The 15,268-nt window shown below is 70.3% G+C and carries 12 protein-coding genes; 4 read left to right on the top strand and 8 right to left on the bottom strand.

Annotation, left to right across the window (positions count from 1 at the left end):
• The first annotated feature begins 134 nt into the window (after positions 1 to 134).
• The gene (locus CBQ26_RS03710) at positions 135 to 1,847 is read left to right on the top strand and encodes a long-chain-fatty-acid--CoA ligase (RefSeq protein ID WP_088247237.1); all 1,713 of its coding nucleotides are present in this window, start codon (positions 135 to 137) and stop codon (positions 1,845 to 1,847) included.
• Positions 1,848 to 2,086: 239 nt separating this feature from the next.
• Here CBQ26_RS03710 and tsaD read toward each other — a convergent pair whose 3' ends face one another.
• The 4 genes from tsaD to hpf all read right to left on the bottom strand — a co-directional run bounded on the left by tsaD (position 2,087) and on the right by hpf (position 5,546).
• Positions 2,087 to 3,121: a tRNA (adenosine(37)-N6)-threonylcarbamoyltransferase complex transferase subunit TsaD gene (gene tsaD, locus CBQ26_RS03705; RefSeq protein WP_088247236.1), complete on the bottom strand. Its 1,035-nt coding sequence runs from the start codon at positions 3,119 to 3,121 to the stop codon at positions 2,087 to 2,089.
• Between the two features lie 164 nt (positions 3,122 to 3,285).
• On the bottom strand, positions 3,286 to 3,660 hold the full coding sequence (locus CBQ26_RS03700; RefSeq protein ID WP_088247235.1) for a hypothetical protein: 375 nt from the start codon (positions 3,658 to 3,660) through the stop codon (positions 3,286 to 3,288).
• A 1-nt stretch (position 3,661) separates the two neighbouring features.
• Complete coding sequence (locus tag CBQ26_RS03695; RefSeq protein WP_088247234.1) at positions 3,662 to 4,744, bottom strand: butyrate kinase; 1,083 nt, start codon at positions 4,742 to 4,744, stop codon at positions 3,662 to 3,664.
• Positions 4,745 to 4,976: 232 nt separating this feature from the next.
• Entirely contained in the window at positions 4,977 to 5,546 is a 570-nt protein-coding gene (gene hpf, locus CBQ26_RS03690) for a ribosome hibernation-promoting factor, HPF/YfiA family (protein WP_088247870.1), read from the bottom strand.
• 294 nt (positions 5,547 to 5,840) lie between these two features.
• Here hpf and CBQ26_RS03685 point away from each other — a divergent pair, with 294 nt between their 5' ends.
• Positions 5,841 to 6,497, top strand: coding sequence for a TetR/AcrR family transcriptional regulator (locus CBQ26_RS03685; protein WP_088247233.1), 657 nt, complete (start codon positions 5,841 to 5,843; stop codon positions 6,495 to 6,497).
• Between the two features lie 49 nt (positions 6,498 to 6,546).
• Here the strand turns inward: CBQ26_RS03685 and CBQ26_RS03680 are convergent, their stop codons facing one another.
• The 3 genes from CBQ26_RS03680 to CBQ26_RS03670 form a co-directional block, all read right to left on the bottom strand.
• Positions 6,547 to 7,917, bottom strand: a complete 1,371-nt coding sequence (locus tag CBQ26_RS03680; protein ID WP_373297194.1) for a 3-oxoacid CoA-transferase — start codon at positions 7,915 to 7,917, stop codon at positions 6,547 to 6,549.
• Positions 7,914 to 9,200 carry a thiolase family protein gene (locus CBQ26_RS03675; protein ID WP_280522573.1) on the bottom strand — a complete coding sequence of 429 codons (1,287 nt, stop codon included), beginning with the start codon at positions 9,198 to 9,200 and terminating at the stop codon, positions 7,914 to 7,916. The genes CBQ26_RS03680 and CBQ26_RS03675 overlap by 4 nt, the downstream gene beginning before the upstream one ends.
• 222 nt (positions 9,201 to 9,422) lie before the next feature.
• Positions 9,423 to 9,653, bottom strand: a complete 231-nt coding sequence (locus tag CBQ26_RS03670) for a hypothetical protein (protein WP_088247230.1) — start codon at positions 9,651 to 9,653, stop codon at positions 9,423 to 9,425.
• 280 nt (positions 9,654 to 9,933) lie between these two features.
• On the opposite strand from CBQ26_RS03670, the gene pgi reads away from it, so the two are divergent.
• On the top strand, positions 9,934 to 11,568 hold the full coding sequence (pgi, locus tag CBQ26_RS03665) for a glucose-6-phosphate isomerase (RefSeq protein ID WP_088247229.1): 1,635 nt from the start codon (positions 9,934 to 9,936) through the stop codon (positions 11,566 to 11,568).
• Between the two features lie 235 nt (positions 11,569 to 11,803).
• Here pgi and CBQ26_RS03660 read toward each other — a convergent pair whose 3' ends face one another.
• Positions 11,804 to 12,643, bottom strand: coding sequence for a pyruvate, water dikinase regulatory protein (locus tag CBQ26_RS03660; protein ID WP_088247228.1), 840 nt, complete (start codon positions 12,641 to 12,643; stop codon positions 11,804 to 11,806).
• Positions 12,644 to 12,814: 171 nt separating this feature from the next.
• Between CBQ26_RS03660 and ppsA the strand changes: the two genes are divergently transcribed.
• Positions 12,815 to 15,214 (top strand): phosphoenolpyruvate synthase, encoded by a 2,400-nt coding sequence (gene ppsA / locus CBQ26_RS03655; protein WP_088247227.1) that lies wholly within the window; start codon positions 12,815 to 12,817, stop codon positions 15,212 to 15,214.
• Positions 15,215 to 15,268 lie beyond the last annotated feature (54 nt).

The raw sequence follows: 15,268 nt of genomic DNA, 5'->3' as shown, positions 1-15,268 counted from the left end.
ACCGATCTGTTCCGTTCCAGACCCGCCGGGGTCACGCGCTACACGCGCCGCAACCGCAGCGGAGCAGGTTCCACCCCCCTCCCCCGAGTTCTCATCCAGCGAGTCCGGGGCGCCCCCGTTTCCCCAGGAGAGCCATGACCCAAGCCACCCCCCCCCGCCCCTGGCTCAGCAGCTACGAACCCGGCGTGCCCCACACCTTCACGCCCAGCGGCCTGACCCTCCCGGACCTGCTGCGCCGCACCGCCGAGAAGTACCCGGACCGCGTGGCGATGTCCTTCATCGGCGCGAACACCACCTACGGCCAGCTGTACAAGGACGCCCAGCGGTTCGCCGCCGCGCTGCACAAGATGGGCGTGCGCCCCGGCGACCGCGTGTCCATCATGCTGCCGAACACCCCGCAGTTCGTGACCAGCTTCTACGGCACGCTGCTGGCCGGCGCGGTCGCCGTGAACACCAGCCCCATGTACACCCCGTCCGAACTGGAACACCAGCTCAAGGACAGCGGCAGCGAGACGCTGGTCATCCTGGACACCTTCTACCCCCGCTACGAGGAGATCCGCAGCCGCGTGCCGGTCAAACGGACCCTGGTCACCGGCGTGCAGGACGCCCTGCCGTTCCCGAAGAACCTGCTGTACCCGGTCAAGGCGCGCCGCGAGGGCACCTGGGTCAAGGTGCCGTTCGACGACCGCGTGCTGTCCTACCCGAAGGTGCTGGCCTCCCAGGTCGCGGCCGCCGCGCCCAGCGTGACCGTCCGCCCCGACGACGTGGCCCTGCTGCAGTACACGGGCGGCACCACCGGCGTGCCCAAGGGCGCCATGCTCACGCACTCGAACCTCGTGTCCAACTGCGAGCAGGCCCGCATGTGGATGAGTGACCTGCGCGACGGGCAGGAAGTCACGCTGGCCGCCATTCCGTTCTTCCACGTGTACGGCATGACGGTCGCCATGAACCTCAGCGTCCTGACCGGCGCGACCCTGGCCCTCGTGCCCAACCCGCGCGACATCAAGATGGTCCTGTCGCAGATCACGTCGTCCGGCGCCACGCTGTTCCCCGGCGTGCCCACGCTGTACAACGCCATCAACAACCACCCGGACACGCCCAAGCACAACCTGACCAGCATCCGCGCGTGCATCAGCGGCAGCGCGCCCCTGCTGCTCGAAACGTCCCGCCGCTTCAAGGAGATCACGGGCGGCGCCAACCTCGTCGAGGGCTACGGCCTGACCGAGGCGAGCCCCTGCACGCACACCAACCCCATCTTCGGCGAGCAGCGCGAGGGCAGCATCGGCGTGCCGTTCCCCGGCGTGGACTCCATCGTCGTGGATGACGACGGGCAGCTCGTCGCGCCCGGCGAGGTCGGCGAACTGTGGATCGCCGGCCCCATGATCATGAAAGGCTACTGGCAGCGCCCCGACGAGACCGCCAAGACCCTGCGCGAGGCCCACGGCCGCACTTGGCTGATGACCGGCGACATGGCCACCATGGACCCCGACGGGTACTTCCGGATCGTGGACCGCAAGAAGGACCTGATCATCGCCGGCGGCTTCAACATCTACCCCCGCGAGGTCGAGGAAGTCCTGATGAGTCACCCGGCCGTCCTGGAAGCCGCCGCCGTCGGCGTGCCCGACGAGTACCGCGGCGAGAGCGTCCACGCCGTCGTGGCCCTGAAACCCGGCGCGACCGCCAGCGAGGCCGACATCATCGCGCACTGCAAGGGCCTGCTCAGCAACTACAAGGTGCCCCGCAGCGTCGAGTTCCGCACCGAACTTCCCAAGACGGCCGCCATGAAGATCCTGCGCCGCCAGCTCGCCCAGGAAGCCCGCGACAGCCAGAAAGCCAAGAGCGCCTGACGTAGCGTCGTAATCAGCAGGTAGTGGAGAAAGGGGCGGCCACAGCGGGCCGCCCCTGCTCCTCTGTTGTCCTGTACCGGTTCATACGGATTCCGTTTGTTGCGCCGACAATCCGGAACGTCACCGGATTGCCAGCTCCACGTCCGGAACCCGTCTCTCTCCTACTCTGCGGGGCAGCTCTCCGAGTCGCATCCGCTCGGATTGAACGGGCTGTGCAGCCCATTCAATCGGAGTCCGTATCAGGCGTTCGCCAGGGGCGCGTAGGCGGTCGCTCCGCCGTCCAGTGGGCTGGCAGGCCGTCCGGCACGGATGGCGGCCGCGCCGGCCAGGGCGATCATGGCGCCGTTGTCGGTGTTCAGGCCCCGGCCGGGGAACACGACGTTCAGGTCGGTCGCGCCGAACGCCTCACGCAGCGCGGCGTTCGCGGCGACGCCGCCGGACACGACCACGGTACCGCGACCGTGGGCGTGCGCAGCGCGGGTCGTGGTCTTCACGAGGACCTTCACGGCCGCCTGCTGGAAACTGGCGGCGAGGTCCTCCGGCGCGGCCCCGGCCCGGTGGGCGAGCAACGCCGCCGTCTTCAGGCCGCTGAAACTGAAGTTGAAGGTCTTCTGCCCCTGCAACGGCTCCTTGAACGGCACGGCGTCCGGGTTGCCGCGCGTGGCGGCCTCGCTGATGGCCGGGCCGCCGGGGTAACCCAGTCCGGCCAGCCGGGCGATCTTGTCGAAAGCCTCGCCCGCCGCGTCGTCCATGGTCGCGCCGACCAGTACGTACTCGCCGTCGCGCGGCACGTCGAACAGGTGCGTGTGCCCGCCACTGACGACCAGCGCCAGGAACGGGGCGCGCAGTTCGGCCTCGCTGGCCGCCGCGAAGATGTGCCCTTCCAGGTGGTGCGCCGCGTGGAACGGCACGTTCAGCGCCTGCGCCAGCCCCTTGCCGTACATCAGGCCGACCAGCAGCGCCCCGACCAGTCCGGGACCGGACGTGGCCGCCACCGCGCCGATGTCGGTCACGTTCAGGCCCGCCTCGCGCAGCGCGTCACCCATGACCTCGTCGATGCGTTCCACGTGCTCGCGGCTGGCGAGTTCCGGCATGACCCCCCCGTAACGGGCGTGAACGGTCTGCGACCACACGCGGTTCGCGAGCAGGTTCACGCGCCCGTCCGGCAGCAGTTCCACGATGCCGACCCCGGTGTCGTCGCAGGACGTATCGATGCCCAGAATGCGGACAGGCCCAGACGGAACGGACGGCGCAGAGGCGGCAGAAACACTCATCGGGACGGAGTGTAGCAGCCCCGGCAGGCGCGAACGGTGATGGTCGATGGCGGATGGCGGATGGCGGATGGCGGATGGCGGATGGCGGATGGCGGATGGCGGATGGTCACCAGCGTGTACGCGGGCTGGCCGGCCAGGTCAAGTTCATCTGTGCGCTGATCCCGTCAGCGTTGCTGGTCGCGCACGGCGGCGAGCGTGTCCTCGAACTCGTCGAGGAATTCGTCTTCCAGGGCGCGGTCGCGGATCAGGGCGTCCTGTTCGGTGGTGGCCTGCTCGCGGGTCCAGCGGACGCGGGCCTGCCGGGCGCTGCTGACGTTACCCCGGCCCGCGATGAAACGCGCGGCGTGGCGGACGGCGGCGTGCGGGTCCTCGGTGGGAGCGGTGACGCTGAGGTTCCGCAGGCCGCCCTGGTCGTTGACGAGGGAGCAGGTCACCTCGACGCGCAGGCCCCGGCGGGCCAGGAACACCTGATCGACGCGCCACATGCTGGTCGCGCGGATGGGTTCCGGGGCGGTTCTGGGGGGGCGGCGGCGCGGCATGTCAGGAACCGGCAGGGCGGGGCGGATGCCAGTCGCGCGCCTGTTCGAGGCCCAGCAGGACGCGGCCGGCACCCTCGGCGAGCGCTTCGAGTTCCAGTTCGCCGGGAATGACCAGCACCGGGGCGATCCACGCGACGCGCCGCTCGATCCGGTCGGCCAGTTCGTCCCAGCGGGCAATGCCGCCCGTGATGACCAGGGCGTCCGGGCGGCCGCTGAGCGCGCCGGTCTGCTCGCCCAGCGCCTTGCAGACCTGATGCACGAACGCGGCGGCAGCGGCCTGCACGTCCGGGTCGCCGGGGAGCCGCTGTTCCAGGTCGCGCAGGTCACGGCTGCCGGTCAGGGCTAGGAACCCGCCCTCGCTGCTCAGGCGGGTCAGGACCGCCTCCTCGCCCAGGTCGCGGGTCAGGGCCAGCAGCGCGCGCGGTGGGACCGGACCGCTCTGCATGGCGCCCATGGGGCCGCCGTCGGGGCCGGTGCCGGTGGTGTCGATGGCGCGGCCGCAGTCGAAGGCCGTGACGCTGGTGGTGGCGCCCAGGTGCGCGACGATCACGCGGGCGTCCTGGAAGCGCTTACCGACCTCGTGCGCGGCGCGGCGGGCGACGGCGCGGGCGTTCAGGGCGTGGAACTCGGCGGTGCGGCGCACGCCGTTCAGGCCGGTCAGGCGCGCCTCGGGCAGCAGCTCGTCCGCGCTCTGGGGATCGACGATGAAGGCGGGCACGCCGCGTTCCTGCGCGGTCGCCAGCGCGAGCGGGCCGCCCAGGTTGGGCGGGTAGGTGGCGCCGCTGCCGCTGACGGCGTACGCGGAGAGTTCCGGCGTGACGCGGTACGTGCCGGTGGCGACCTGCCCGATCAGGCCGCCGCGCCCGACGATGGCGTCCGGGGCGGGCCAGTCGGCGGTCAGGGCCAGCACGGCGCGGGCGAGGTCCGGGACCTGATCGGCGGTGGGCGGGATGACCAGCGGCAGGTCGGCGCGCGTGAGGGTCAGGCGAAGCTGTCCGGGCAGCGCCGGATTCTCGCTGGGTTCGATGCTCGCGCAGGCGAGCTTGATCCCACTGGTTCCTGGATTGATCACATGGGCGATCACAACGCCGCAGCGTACCAGATCGCCCCCCGGACCCGCCGGGACAAATGAGGACTTGATCAGGGTCCTCTCATAAGGACTGCTGTTTGCTCCGCGTTGCCATCCCCGTCGTGTCCGTCAGGCGCAAGAGGAAACAGGGAGGCGGGTCGCCAGTGGCGGCCGCCTCCCTGTTTCCTGTGATGACCCTCTCGGGCTCTTCCGCTTCACGCCTCGGCGTTCACCGGCACTCCGGCGGTCACTGCACGCTGGGTTCGATCAGGCCGTAGTGGCCGTCCTTGCGGCGGTACACGACCCCGCAGGAGTTGGTCTGCATGTGCATGAACACGTAGAAGTCGTGTCCCAGCGCTTCCATCTGCGCCACGGCGTCCTCGGGGCTCATGGGGCGCATGTCGAAGCGTTTCATGCGGACGATCTCGGGCGTGAACTCGCTCACGTCGTCCAGGCCGGCGTTCACATCCGCCTCGGCGGGGCCGGGTTCGGGCTGGGGCGTGGCGTCGTGGCGGCTCTTGAGGTACCGGGTCTTGAATTTGCGCAGCTGGCGTTCGAGCACGTCACTGGCCTTGTCGATGGCGGCGTACATGTCCGCGTGGTGTTCCTCGGCGCGGATGATGCCGCTGGGGACGTTCAGCTGCACCTCGACCCTGTTTCGCCGGCCGGAGTCCCGCACGTCACGGACGGTCAGGGTCACGCGCGCGTCGGTGATCTGATCGTTGTAACGGTCCAAGCGCGTGAGTTTCTCCTGCACGTAATCACGCATGGCGTCGGTGACTTCAACGTTCCGGCCTGACAGCTTGTAGATGTGCACGGCTTTCACCTCTTCCTTTTCCCGGAGGGTGGGATCGGCTCCGGTGATTCACTCTAGGCTCAAAGTCAGCGCCGTGTCAGGCGAACAGCTCACTGCGCCGCGCGGCCGTTTCGGGGTATGCTCCGGAACAGAGAGTACGGGCGTCGCCACGGCGGGGCCGTACGGCACCCCGCTTGTGCCGCCCGCGCGGCGCTCCTTCCGGCGGCTGCGGGTGTCTATCAGTCACGGGTGTCTACCAGTCAGATGAAGGTCCGTGGTGTGCGCGCCGCCCGGTGACGGCTGTATCCTGAGGGCGTGAAGGTAGACCGGCAGGAACAGGAAGACGCGCGCCGCGACCGGATTGCCCGCGCGGCCTTCGAGCTGTTCGCCCGCAGCGGCCTGGACGCCATCAGCGCGCAGGACATCGCGCGCGCCGCGTACGTGAGCCGCACCAACCTGTACCGTTACTACCCCAGCAAGGTCCACATGCTGCTGGCGCACTTCGAGAAGGCCGTGCAGGCCAGCCGCGACGACGCCCTGGAGCGCCTGCGGGCCGGCGCGAACCCGCAACAGGTGTGGGACAAGGTCACGGGCCGCATGGCGGATCTGGGGGTGCGTTACCGGCATCTGGTGGGCGCGGTGGGGCAGGCGGTGCTGGGGGCCGCGCCGGACACCGAGCAGTCCGGCGCGACGGCCGACCGGGCGCCCGGCGACGGCCTGCGTACCGCGCTGACACTGGCGGCGCTGGTTCAGCCGGTCCTGCTGGCCATGCAGACGCAGGGGCGCCTGCGGCCCGAGGCGAACATCAACATGCTGAGCCTGCTGCTGGTGGACGCGTTCATCCTGGCGTTGCTGCACGGAGGGCACCGGGATCAGCGCGAGGTGCTGCGCGACTGGCAGGACCGCTTCAGCCTGCTGATGCACGGAGCACTGGCGCCGGACAGCGCGGCCCGCAGCGACCTGAGCCGCTGACCCCGGCACCCGCGCGGGCCGCCCTGGCGATCCGGGCGGCCCGCTGCGGTTACAGCGCCTCGACGAAGGGAGCGCCGGTGCCCGCACGCACCTCGTCCAGGGTCGCGCCGGGCATCAGTTCGGTCAGGGTGAGCGTCCCGCCCCGGAACTCGAACACGGCCCGGTCGGTGATGACCATGCTGACCGCGCCGCGCGAGGTCAGCGGCAGCGTGCACTCGGGCACCACCTTCGGCGTGCCATCCGGGTCGGTGTGGGTCATCAGGACGATGAGTCGCCGCGCGCCGCTGGCGAGGTCCATCGCGCCGCCCACGCCCAGCAGCGGCTTGCCGGGCACTGCCCAGTTCGCGAGGTTCGCCTGCGCGTCCACCTGCAACCCGCCCATGACCGCCACGTCCACGTGCCCACCCCGGATCATGCCGAAGGAGTCGGCGGAGTCGAAGTAACTCGCGCCGGGCAGCGCCGTGACCGGAATCTTCCCGGCGTTCACCGGGTAGTCCAGCGCGCCGCCCTGCTCGGGCGCGGGGCCGACGCCCAGCATGCCGTTCTCGGTGTGCAGGTTCACGCCGTGCTCGGGGGTGATCAGGTCCGCGACCAGCGTGGGAATCCCGATGCCGAGGTTCACCACGTCCCCGCGCCGCAGTTCCGCCAGGGCGCGGCGGGCCATGTGCATCCGCGCCTCGTCCACCTTCTTGGCGCTGCCCTTCACGTCGGCGCTGCTGCCCAGCGCGTCGGCGGTCAGGGTCGCCTGCACGAGGTAATCCACGTACAGGCCCGGCGTGTGCACCCCCTCGGGCGGGATGGTGCCCACCGGGACGATCTCCTCGACCTCCGCCACGACGAGGTCGGCGGCGGTCGCCATGGCGCGGTTGAAGTTCTGCTCGGTCAGGCGGTACTGGAGGTTCCCGGCCTCGTCGGCCCGCCACGCGCGCACGAAGGCCACGTCGCCGCGCAGAGCGGGCACGAAGACCATCTCGCGGCCGTTCAGGACGCGCACATCGGCGTCCCCGGCGATGACGGTCCCGGCGGCGGTGGGCGTGTAGAACCCACCAATCCCGGCGCCCCCGGCCCGCAGCGCCTCGGCCAGACTGCCCTGCGGGATGAGCTGCACCTCCAGGCGGCCCTCCTGCGCGGCGGCCACCGCCTCGCGGTTGCTCGTGAAGAACGACCCGATGGCCTTCCTCAGCTGACCGTTGCGGAGCAGGCGCCCGCCGCTCAGGCCCGCCTCGCCCACGTTGTTCGCCACGTATGTCAGGTCGCGCACGTCCGTGTCTGCCAGCGCGTGGACCAGATGCACCGGGTTCCCGGTCATGCCGAAACCGCCGACCAGCAGCGTCTGGCCGCTCTGGACCAGCGCGGCGGCCTCGGCAGCAGTGATGACCGGGACGTGCTTCAGGCCCGTCGGGGTCGCGGCGGCGGTCATGCCTCCACCCGCTCGATAATGGCGGCCTCGCCCTGCCCGACGCCCACGCACAGCGTCGCCAGTCCGTAGCGGCCCCCCTGGCGGGCCAGTTCGTGCGTCAGGGCCACGATCAGGCGGGCGCCGCTCATGCCCAGCGGGTGCCCCAGGGCGATGGCGCCGCCGTTCACGTTCACCCGGTCCTGCGGCAGCTCCAGTTCGCGGATGCAGGCCAGCGCCTGCGCGGCGAAGGCCTCGTTCAGTTCGATCAGGTCGAGGTCCTGCACGCTCAGACCGGTGCGGTCCAGCAGCTTGCGGGTGGCGGGAATGGGACCCAGGCCCATCACGCGGGCCTCCACGCCGGCCGCCGCCGCGCCCACCCAGCGGGCCAGTGGCGTGACGCCCAGTTCGCGGGCCTTCGCGGCGCTCATCAGGACCAGGGCGGCCGCGCCGTCGTTCAGGCCACTGGCATTCCCGGCGGTCACGCTGCCCCCCTTGCGGAAGGCGGGTTTCAGGCCCGCCAGGGTGGCCTCGTCGGTCGCGAGGGTGAAGCCCCCGTCGGTGCGAGTCACGCGGGGGTGCTCGTCGGTGTCGAACACGGTGACACCCCGGCGGCCCCTGACCTGCACGGGCACGATCTCATCCCGGAACCGTCCGGCGTTCAGGGCGTCCATCGTCTTGCGCTGACTGTCCAGCGCGAAGGCGTCCTGGTCCTCGCGGGTGATCTCGCCGCCCCGGTAGGCGCCCTCACGGGAGCGCCCCACGATGTTCTCGGCGGTCTCCCCCATCGCCTCCAGCGGGAACAGGGCCTCCAGGGCGGGGTTCGGGAAGCGCCAGCCCAGCGTGGTGTCGTAGGCGGTGACGTTGCCGTTCGCGAAGGCCTGCGCGCCCTTGGGCATCACGAGGGGCGCGCGGGTCATGCTCTCCACGCCGCCCGCCACGTACACGTCCCCGTCGCCGTTGCGGATCGCGCGGGCCGCCGTGTTGATGGCCGACAGGCCGCTGGCGCACAGGCGGTTCACGGTCAGGCCCGCCACCGTGTCCGGCAGGCCCGCGAGCAGGGCGGCCATGCGGGCCACGTTGCGGTTGTCCTCGCCCGCCTGGTTCGCGCAACCGAGGATCACCTCCTCGATCTGGTCGGCCGGAACGCCGCTGCGGGCGACGGCCTCGCGGATGGCGTGCGCGGCGAGGTCGTCGGGCCGGACGGTGGAGAGGCTGCCACGGATGGCGCCGATGGGCGTACGGACGGCCGCGACGATCACCACGTCACGGTCTTGCAGAGAACTGACAGAAGGAAGCTGGGACACGCTGGGAAACCTCCGGGAAAGCAGGCGGGAGGGCCTCCGGTCAGACTTCAGGGAGGCCCGAGGTGAGTGCAGTTGACCGCTGCATTCAAGCGCGCCGCGCCCCCCAATGGGAAGGGCCGCCGGCCTGTCAAACGGAACGCCGCCCCTGACACCAGAGGTGCGCGGGGCGGCGTACGGAACGCGATTGTAAAGAGGAGGGCCTGGAGAGCGACCGGGCAGTGTTCAGGGCTGCCGGGCGCGGCGCAGGCGGTTGAGGATCGCGAACACCTGACGCTGCTCCTCGGCCAGCAGCGCGCGGCGCAGGGCCTCGGCCGACAGCGGCTGCGCAGGCGTCTCGGCAGGAGCGGGCCGGTACCCCGCGCCGGGCGCCTGAACGCGGGATTCTTCCCTCAGGTAGGGTGTCCCCCACTGGGCCCAACTGGAGTGTTCTGCGTCCCTCACCTTCCTGGTCATGCCCCCAGGGTAATGAGGACAATCGCACAATTCTCTGACTGAACGTTGAAAGGTCGTGCCATACGGACTCTGTCTGTCGGGGGGGGGTGGATCCACGGTTTTCATTCGCGTGGCCGCCCCCCCGTCGGAACCTCGTCCCGTCTGGCCTGCGCCGGGCCGCGCCTGCCGGATGCGGGCGTGTGCCCAGACAGTGGCGCGCAGGCGGGCCGCGACGGGCGGTATGCTCGCGGGCGTACAGGGCGCGCGGCCCCCGAGGACCGCCGCTCCGGGAGGACACCCTATGCCGACCATCACCCAGTTGCGCAGCTGGCAGGACCTGACTGCCCACGCCGAAGCCACCCGTCACCTGCACCTGCGCGACCTGTTCGCCGCCGACCCCGCGCGCGGCGAACGCCTGAGCGCCGAGGGCGCCGGACTGTACCTGGACTACAGCAAGAACCGCGTGACCGACGAGACGCTGAAGCTGCTGCTGGCCCTGGCGCGCGAGACGGGCGTGGAGGCCCGCCGGGACGCCATGTTCGCCGGCGAGAAGATCAACGTGACCGAGGGGCGCGCCGTGCTGCACACCGCGCTGCGCGCCCCGGAAGGCGCGACCGTCATGGTGGACGGCCGCAACGTCGTACCCGACGTGCACGAGGTCCTCGGGCGCATGGCGGCCTTCGCGGATCAGGTGCGCGCCGGGACGTGGCTGGGCCACACCGGGCGGCCCCTGCGGAACATCGTGAACATCGGCATCGGCGGCAGCGACCTGGGGCCGGTCATGGCCTACGAGGCGCTGCGGCACTACGCGCAGCGGGACCTGACGCTGCGCTTCGTGTCGAACGTGGACGGCACCGACCTGGTCGAGAAGACCCGCGACCTGGACCCGGCCGAGACGCTGGTCATCGTGTCGAGCAAGACCTTCACCACGCAGGAGACCATGGCGAACGCGCAGAGTGCCCGCGCGTGGCTGCTCGCAGCACTGGGGGACGAATCGGCGGTCGCGCGGCACTTCGTGGCGGTGTCCACGAACGCGGACGCCGTGCAGAAGTTCGGGATCGACACGGCGAACATGTTCGGTTTCTGGGACTGGGTGGGCGGCCGCTACTCCATGGACAGCGCCATCGGCCTGAGCCTGATGCTGGCGGTCGGCCCGGACCGCTTCCGTGAACTGCTGGCCGGGTTCCACGCCATGGACGAGCACTTCCGTACCGCGCCGCTGGAGGGGAACCTGCCGGTCCTGCTGGGAATGCTGGGCCTCTGGTACAACAACTTCCATGACGCGCAGAGCCACGCCGTGCTGCCGTACGACCAGTACCTCGCGTACTTCCCGGCGTACCTGCAGCAGCTGGACATGGAAAGCAACGGCAAGCACGTCACCCTGGACGGCCAGACCACCGACTACCAGACCGGCCCGGTCATCTGGGGGCAGCCCGGCACGAACGGCCAGCACGCCTTCTACCAGCTGATCCACCAGGGCACCAAACTGATCCCCTGCGACTTCATCGGCTTCTGCCAGACCCTCAACCCCCTGCCCCTGGAGGGTGGCGCGCCCCACCACGACCTCCTCATGGCCAACGTGTTCGCGCAGACCGAGGCGCTGGCGTTCGGCAAGAGCCTGGACGCCGTGCTGGCCGAGGGCGTCCAGGCCGACCTCGCGCCGCACCGCGTGTTCGACGGGAACCGCCCCACGAACACCATCCTGGCCGACCGCCTGACCCCGCATACGCTGGGCGCGCTGATCGCGCTGTACGAACACAAGGTCTTCGTGCAGGGCGCCGTGTGGAACATCAATTCCTTCGACCAGTGGGGCGTGGAACTGGGCAAGGTGCTGGCCGGGAAGATCGTGCCGGAACTGCACGCCGCCGCCGAACCCGAGCTGACGCACGACAGTTCCACGAACACCCTGATCCGCCGCTACCGCACGCGCCGGTAAGCGCTGACAGGTCCGCCGAGCCCCCTGCCTGAACCGGGCGGGGGCTCGGCGTTGCTGTTCATACGGACTGCCGTTTGTTTCGCCAACAATCCGGAACTTCACCGGATTGCCGGCTCCACGCCCGGAACCCGTTTCTCTCCTGCTCTGCGGGGCAGCTCTCCGAGTCGCATCCGCTCGGACCCAGCGGGCTTTGCAGCCCATTCAATCGGAGTCTGTATCCGAACCGGTCTTCCCTTCAGCCCTTGCGCAGGGCGTTCAGGATGCCGGCGGCGATCTCCTCGACGCTGGCGCTGGTGGTGTCGCGCACGGGAATGCCGGCGCGCTGGAACATGCGTTCGGCGCGGCGGACCTCGTGTTCGCACTGTTCGAGGCTGGCGTAGCGGCTGCCGGGTTTGCGCTGCGTGCGGATGGCGTGCAGGCGGCGGGGGTCGATGGTCAGGCCCTGCAGTTTGTGGCGGTGCGCTTCCAGGGGCAGCGGCAGGCTGCTGCGATCGAAGTCGTCCTCGGCAAGCGGGTAGTTGCTGGCGCGCACGCCGTGCTGCAAGGCCAGGAACAGGCTGGTGGGGGTCTTGCCGGCGCGGGAGACGCCGACCAGGATCACGTCGGACAGGCCGTACTGCTTGTCGCCCACGCCGTCGTCGGTGGCGAGCGCGAAGTCCAGGGCGTCCATGCGGGACAGGTAGGCGTCGGTGTCGTGCATGTCGTGGTGGCGGCCGACGGTGCGGGTGGCGCGCTGCTGGAATTCCTGTTCCAGGGCGCTCAGGCCGGGGCCGAGCAGGTCGAACACCTGCGCGGGGCAGGTCTGGAGTTCGGTCAGGACCTCGGCGCGGGTGACGGTCGTGAAGACCAGCGGGTGCTCGCCGCGTTCGGCCAGGGCGCAGACTTCCCGCGCGACGCTCTGCGCGGCGGCGAGGTCGGCGGTGAACGGGCGGCGCAGGTAGCGCAGGGACTGGCCGGGAAAGTGCGCCAGCAGCGCGCGGGCGATGTTCTCGGCGGTCAGGCCGGTGTGGTCGCTGACGATGACGACCGTGCGGGGGTGCGGGGGTGGGCCGGGCGTGGCGTCTGCCTGGGTCATGCGTTCAGGGTGACACGGCGGGCCCGGTGGGAGCGGCTGCCCAGACAGGCGGCCCGTGTCACTGGACAAGTGGCGGGGCGCGGGGCGGCCCTCGGGTAAGCTGGCGGGGTAAGGCAACACTAATTCGCCCGGTTCCAGTCTTCTGGATTCCCTCTACATCGGAGAAAAGCAATGGATATGATTCGTGTGTTCCATACACTAAGGATGACCGACGTGGAGATCGTGGGCGGCAAGAACGCCTCCATCGGCGAGATGATCCAGGGCCTCGCGGGCGCCGGCGTGCGCGTCCCAGGGGGCTTCGCCACCACCGCCGACGCCTTCCGGCTGTTCCTGCAGGAAAACCACATCGAGGAGAGCATCAACGCCCGCCTGGGCGCGCTGGACGTGAACGACGTGGTCGCGCTCGCCCAGGCGGGCCGCGAGATCCGGGCGCAGGTGGAGGCCGCCGCGCTGCCCGCTGCGCTGGAGGCAGCCATCCGGGACGCCTACGCCGCGCTGGCCGCCGAGGCGGGCGTGCCGGACCCGGACGTGGCCGTGCGCTCCAGCGCCACCGCCGAGGACCTGCCGGAAGCGAGTTTCGCCGGGCAGCAGGAGACCTTCCTGAACGTGCGCGGCATCGACTCGGTGCTGCGCCACGTGCGGCTGGTGTTCGCCAGCCTGTACAACGACCGCGCCATCAGTTACCGCGTGCATCAGGGCTTCTCGCACGCGGACGTGGCGCTGTCGGCCGGCGTGCAGCGCATGGTCCGCACCGACCTGGGCGCGTCCGGCGTGGCATTCACGCTGGACACCGAGAGCGGCTACCGCGACGCCGTGCTCGTCACCAGCGCGTACGGGCTGGGTGAACTGGTCGTGCAGGGCGCCATCAACCCCGACGAGTTCTTCGTGTACAAACCCGCCCTGAAAAGCGGGAAGAAGGCCATCCTGCGCCGCACGCTGGGCAGCAAGGCGAAACGCATGGAGTACGCGCCGGGCGGTGGCGTGCAGACCGTCGAGGTGCCGCCCGCCGAGCAGCGCGCCTTCTCGCTGTCGGACGCCGACCTGACCGAACTGGCGCGGCAGTGCGTGACCATCGAGGACCACTACGGGCGACCCATGGACATCGAGTGGGGCAAGGACGGCCGCGACGGCCTGATCTACATCCTGCAGGCCCGCCCGGAGACCGTCCAGAGCCGCGCCGGGCAGATCATGGAACGCTTCGAACTGACCGGCCGCGGCGACGTTCTCGTCGAGGGCCGCGCCGTCGGGAACCGCATCGGGACCGGCGTGGTGCGGGTCGTGACCGACCTCGCGCAGATGAGTCAGGTGCAGGACGGCGACGTGCTGGTCGCCGACATGACCGACCCCGACTGGGAACCCGTCATGAAACGCGCCAGCGCCATCGTGACCAACCGGGGCGGCCGCACCTGCCACGCCGCGATCATCGCGCGCGAACTGGGCATTCCGGCCGTGGTGGGCAGCGGAAACGCCACCCGCGAGCTGAGCAGCGGGCAGACGGTGACGGTGTCCTGCGCCGAGGGCGACACGGGCTTCGTGTACGCCGGGCCGGTGCCGTTCCGCGTGAACCGCGTGGAACTGGGGAACATGCCCGAGGTCGGCATGAAGATCATGATGAACGTCGCCAGCCCCGACCGGGCCTTCAGTTTCGCGGCCCTCCCGAACGAGGGCGTGGGACTGGCCCGCGTGGAATTCATCTGCTCGAACGTGATCGGCATTCACCCGCGCGCCCTGCTGGACTACCCGAACGTGCCGGACGAAGTGAAAGCGCAGATCGACGAGAAGACCGCCGGGTACGCCAGCCCGCGCGACTTCTTCCGCGAGAAACTGGCCGAGGGCGTGAGCAGCATCGCCGCCGCCTTCGCACCGAAACCCGTGATCGTGCGCCTGAGCGACTTCAAGAGCAACGAGTACGCGCACCTGATCGGCGGGGCCGCGTACGAACCGCACGAGGAGAACCCCATGATCGGCTTCCGGGGCGCCAGCCGCTACCGCTCGCCGGACTTCGCGGCGGCCTTCGCACTGGAATGCGAGGCGATCCGCGAGGTCCGCGACGACATGGGCCTGACGAACGTGCAGGTCATGATTCCCTTCGTCCGCACCGTCGGCGAGGCCGCGCAGATCATCGAGATCCTGGGCAGAAACGGCCTGAAACGCGGCGACAGTGCTGTTGATGGAGATGGGGGCCTGAAGATCATCATGATGTGCGAGATCCCCAGCAACGCCATCCTGGCTGACCAGTTCCTGGAACACTTCGACGGCTTCAGTATCGGCAGCAACGACCTGACCCAGCTGACCCTGGCCCTCGACCGCGACTCGGGCCTCGTCGCGGACCTGTTCGACGAGCAGAACGAGGCCGTGCTGACCCTGATGGCGCAGGCCATCGCAGCGGCCAAACGCGCCGGGAAGTACGTGGGCATCTGCGGGCAGGGCCCCAGCGACCACCCCGCCCTGGCCGCGTGGCTGATGAAACAGGGCATCGACTCGGTCAGCCTGAACCCCGACAGCGTGCTGGGCACCTGGCTGCACCTCGCCGGTGAGGGCGCCGAGGCGCGCGCCACCGTTCAGGGCTGACGCCGGGCAGGGCGGGGGGCGGCGCGCGGGAGTGTGTTGCGTTCCCCGCCCCGC

This window comes from Deinococcus indicus, from assembly GCF_002198095.1.
In the GTDB taxonomy this organism is placed as follows: Bacteria; Deinococcota; Deinococci; order Deinococcales; family Deinococcaceae; genus Deinococcus; species Deinococcus caeni.
This window is presented reverse-complemented; position numbering and strand designations above follow the sequence as displayed.

What these genes read in the sequence shown, in the direction of transcription:
- CBQ26_RS03710 (WP_088247237.1), top strand. Translation starts at nt 135, where the DNA reads ATGACCCAAGCCACCCCCCCCCGCCCCTGGCTCAGCAGCTACGAACCC.
- tsaD (WP_088247236.1), bottom strand. Translation starts at nt 3,121, where the DNA reads ATGAGTGTTTCTGCCGCCTCTGCGCCGTCCGTTCCGTCTGGGCCTGTC.
- CBQ26_RS03700 (WP_088247235.1), bottom strand. Translation starts at nt 3,660, where the DNA reads ATGCCGCGCCGCCGCCCCCCCAGAACCGCCCCGGAACCCATCCGCGCG.
- CBQ26_RS03680 (WP_373297194.1), bottom strand. Translation starts at nt 7,917, where the DNA reads ATGACCGCCGCCGCGACCCCGACGGGCCTGAAGCACGTCCCGGTCATC.
- CBQ26_RS03670 (WP_088247230.1), bottom strand. Translation starts at nt 9,653, where the DNA reads ATGACCAGGAAGGTGAGGGACGCAGAACACTCCAGTTGGGCCCAGTGG.
- pgi (WP_088247229.1), top strand. Translation starts at nt 9,934, where the DNA reads ATGCCGACCATCACCCAGTTGCGCAGCTGGCAGGACCTGACTGCCCAC.
- CBQ26_RS03660 (WP_088247228.1), bottom strand. Translation starts at nt 12,643, where the DNA reads ATGACCCAGGCAGACGCCACGCCCGGCCCACCCCCGCACCCCCGCACG.
- ppsA (WP_088247227.1), top strand. Translation starts at nt 12,815, where the DNA reads ATGGATATGATTCGTGTGTTCCATACACTAAGGATGACCGACGTGGAG.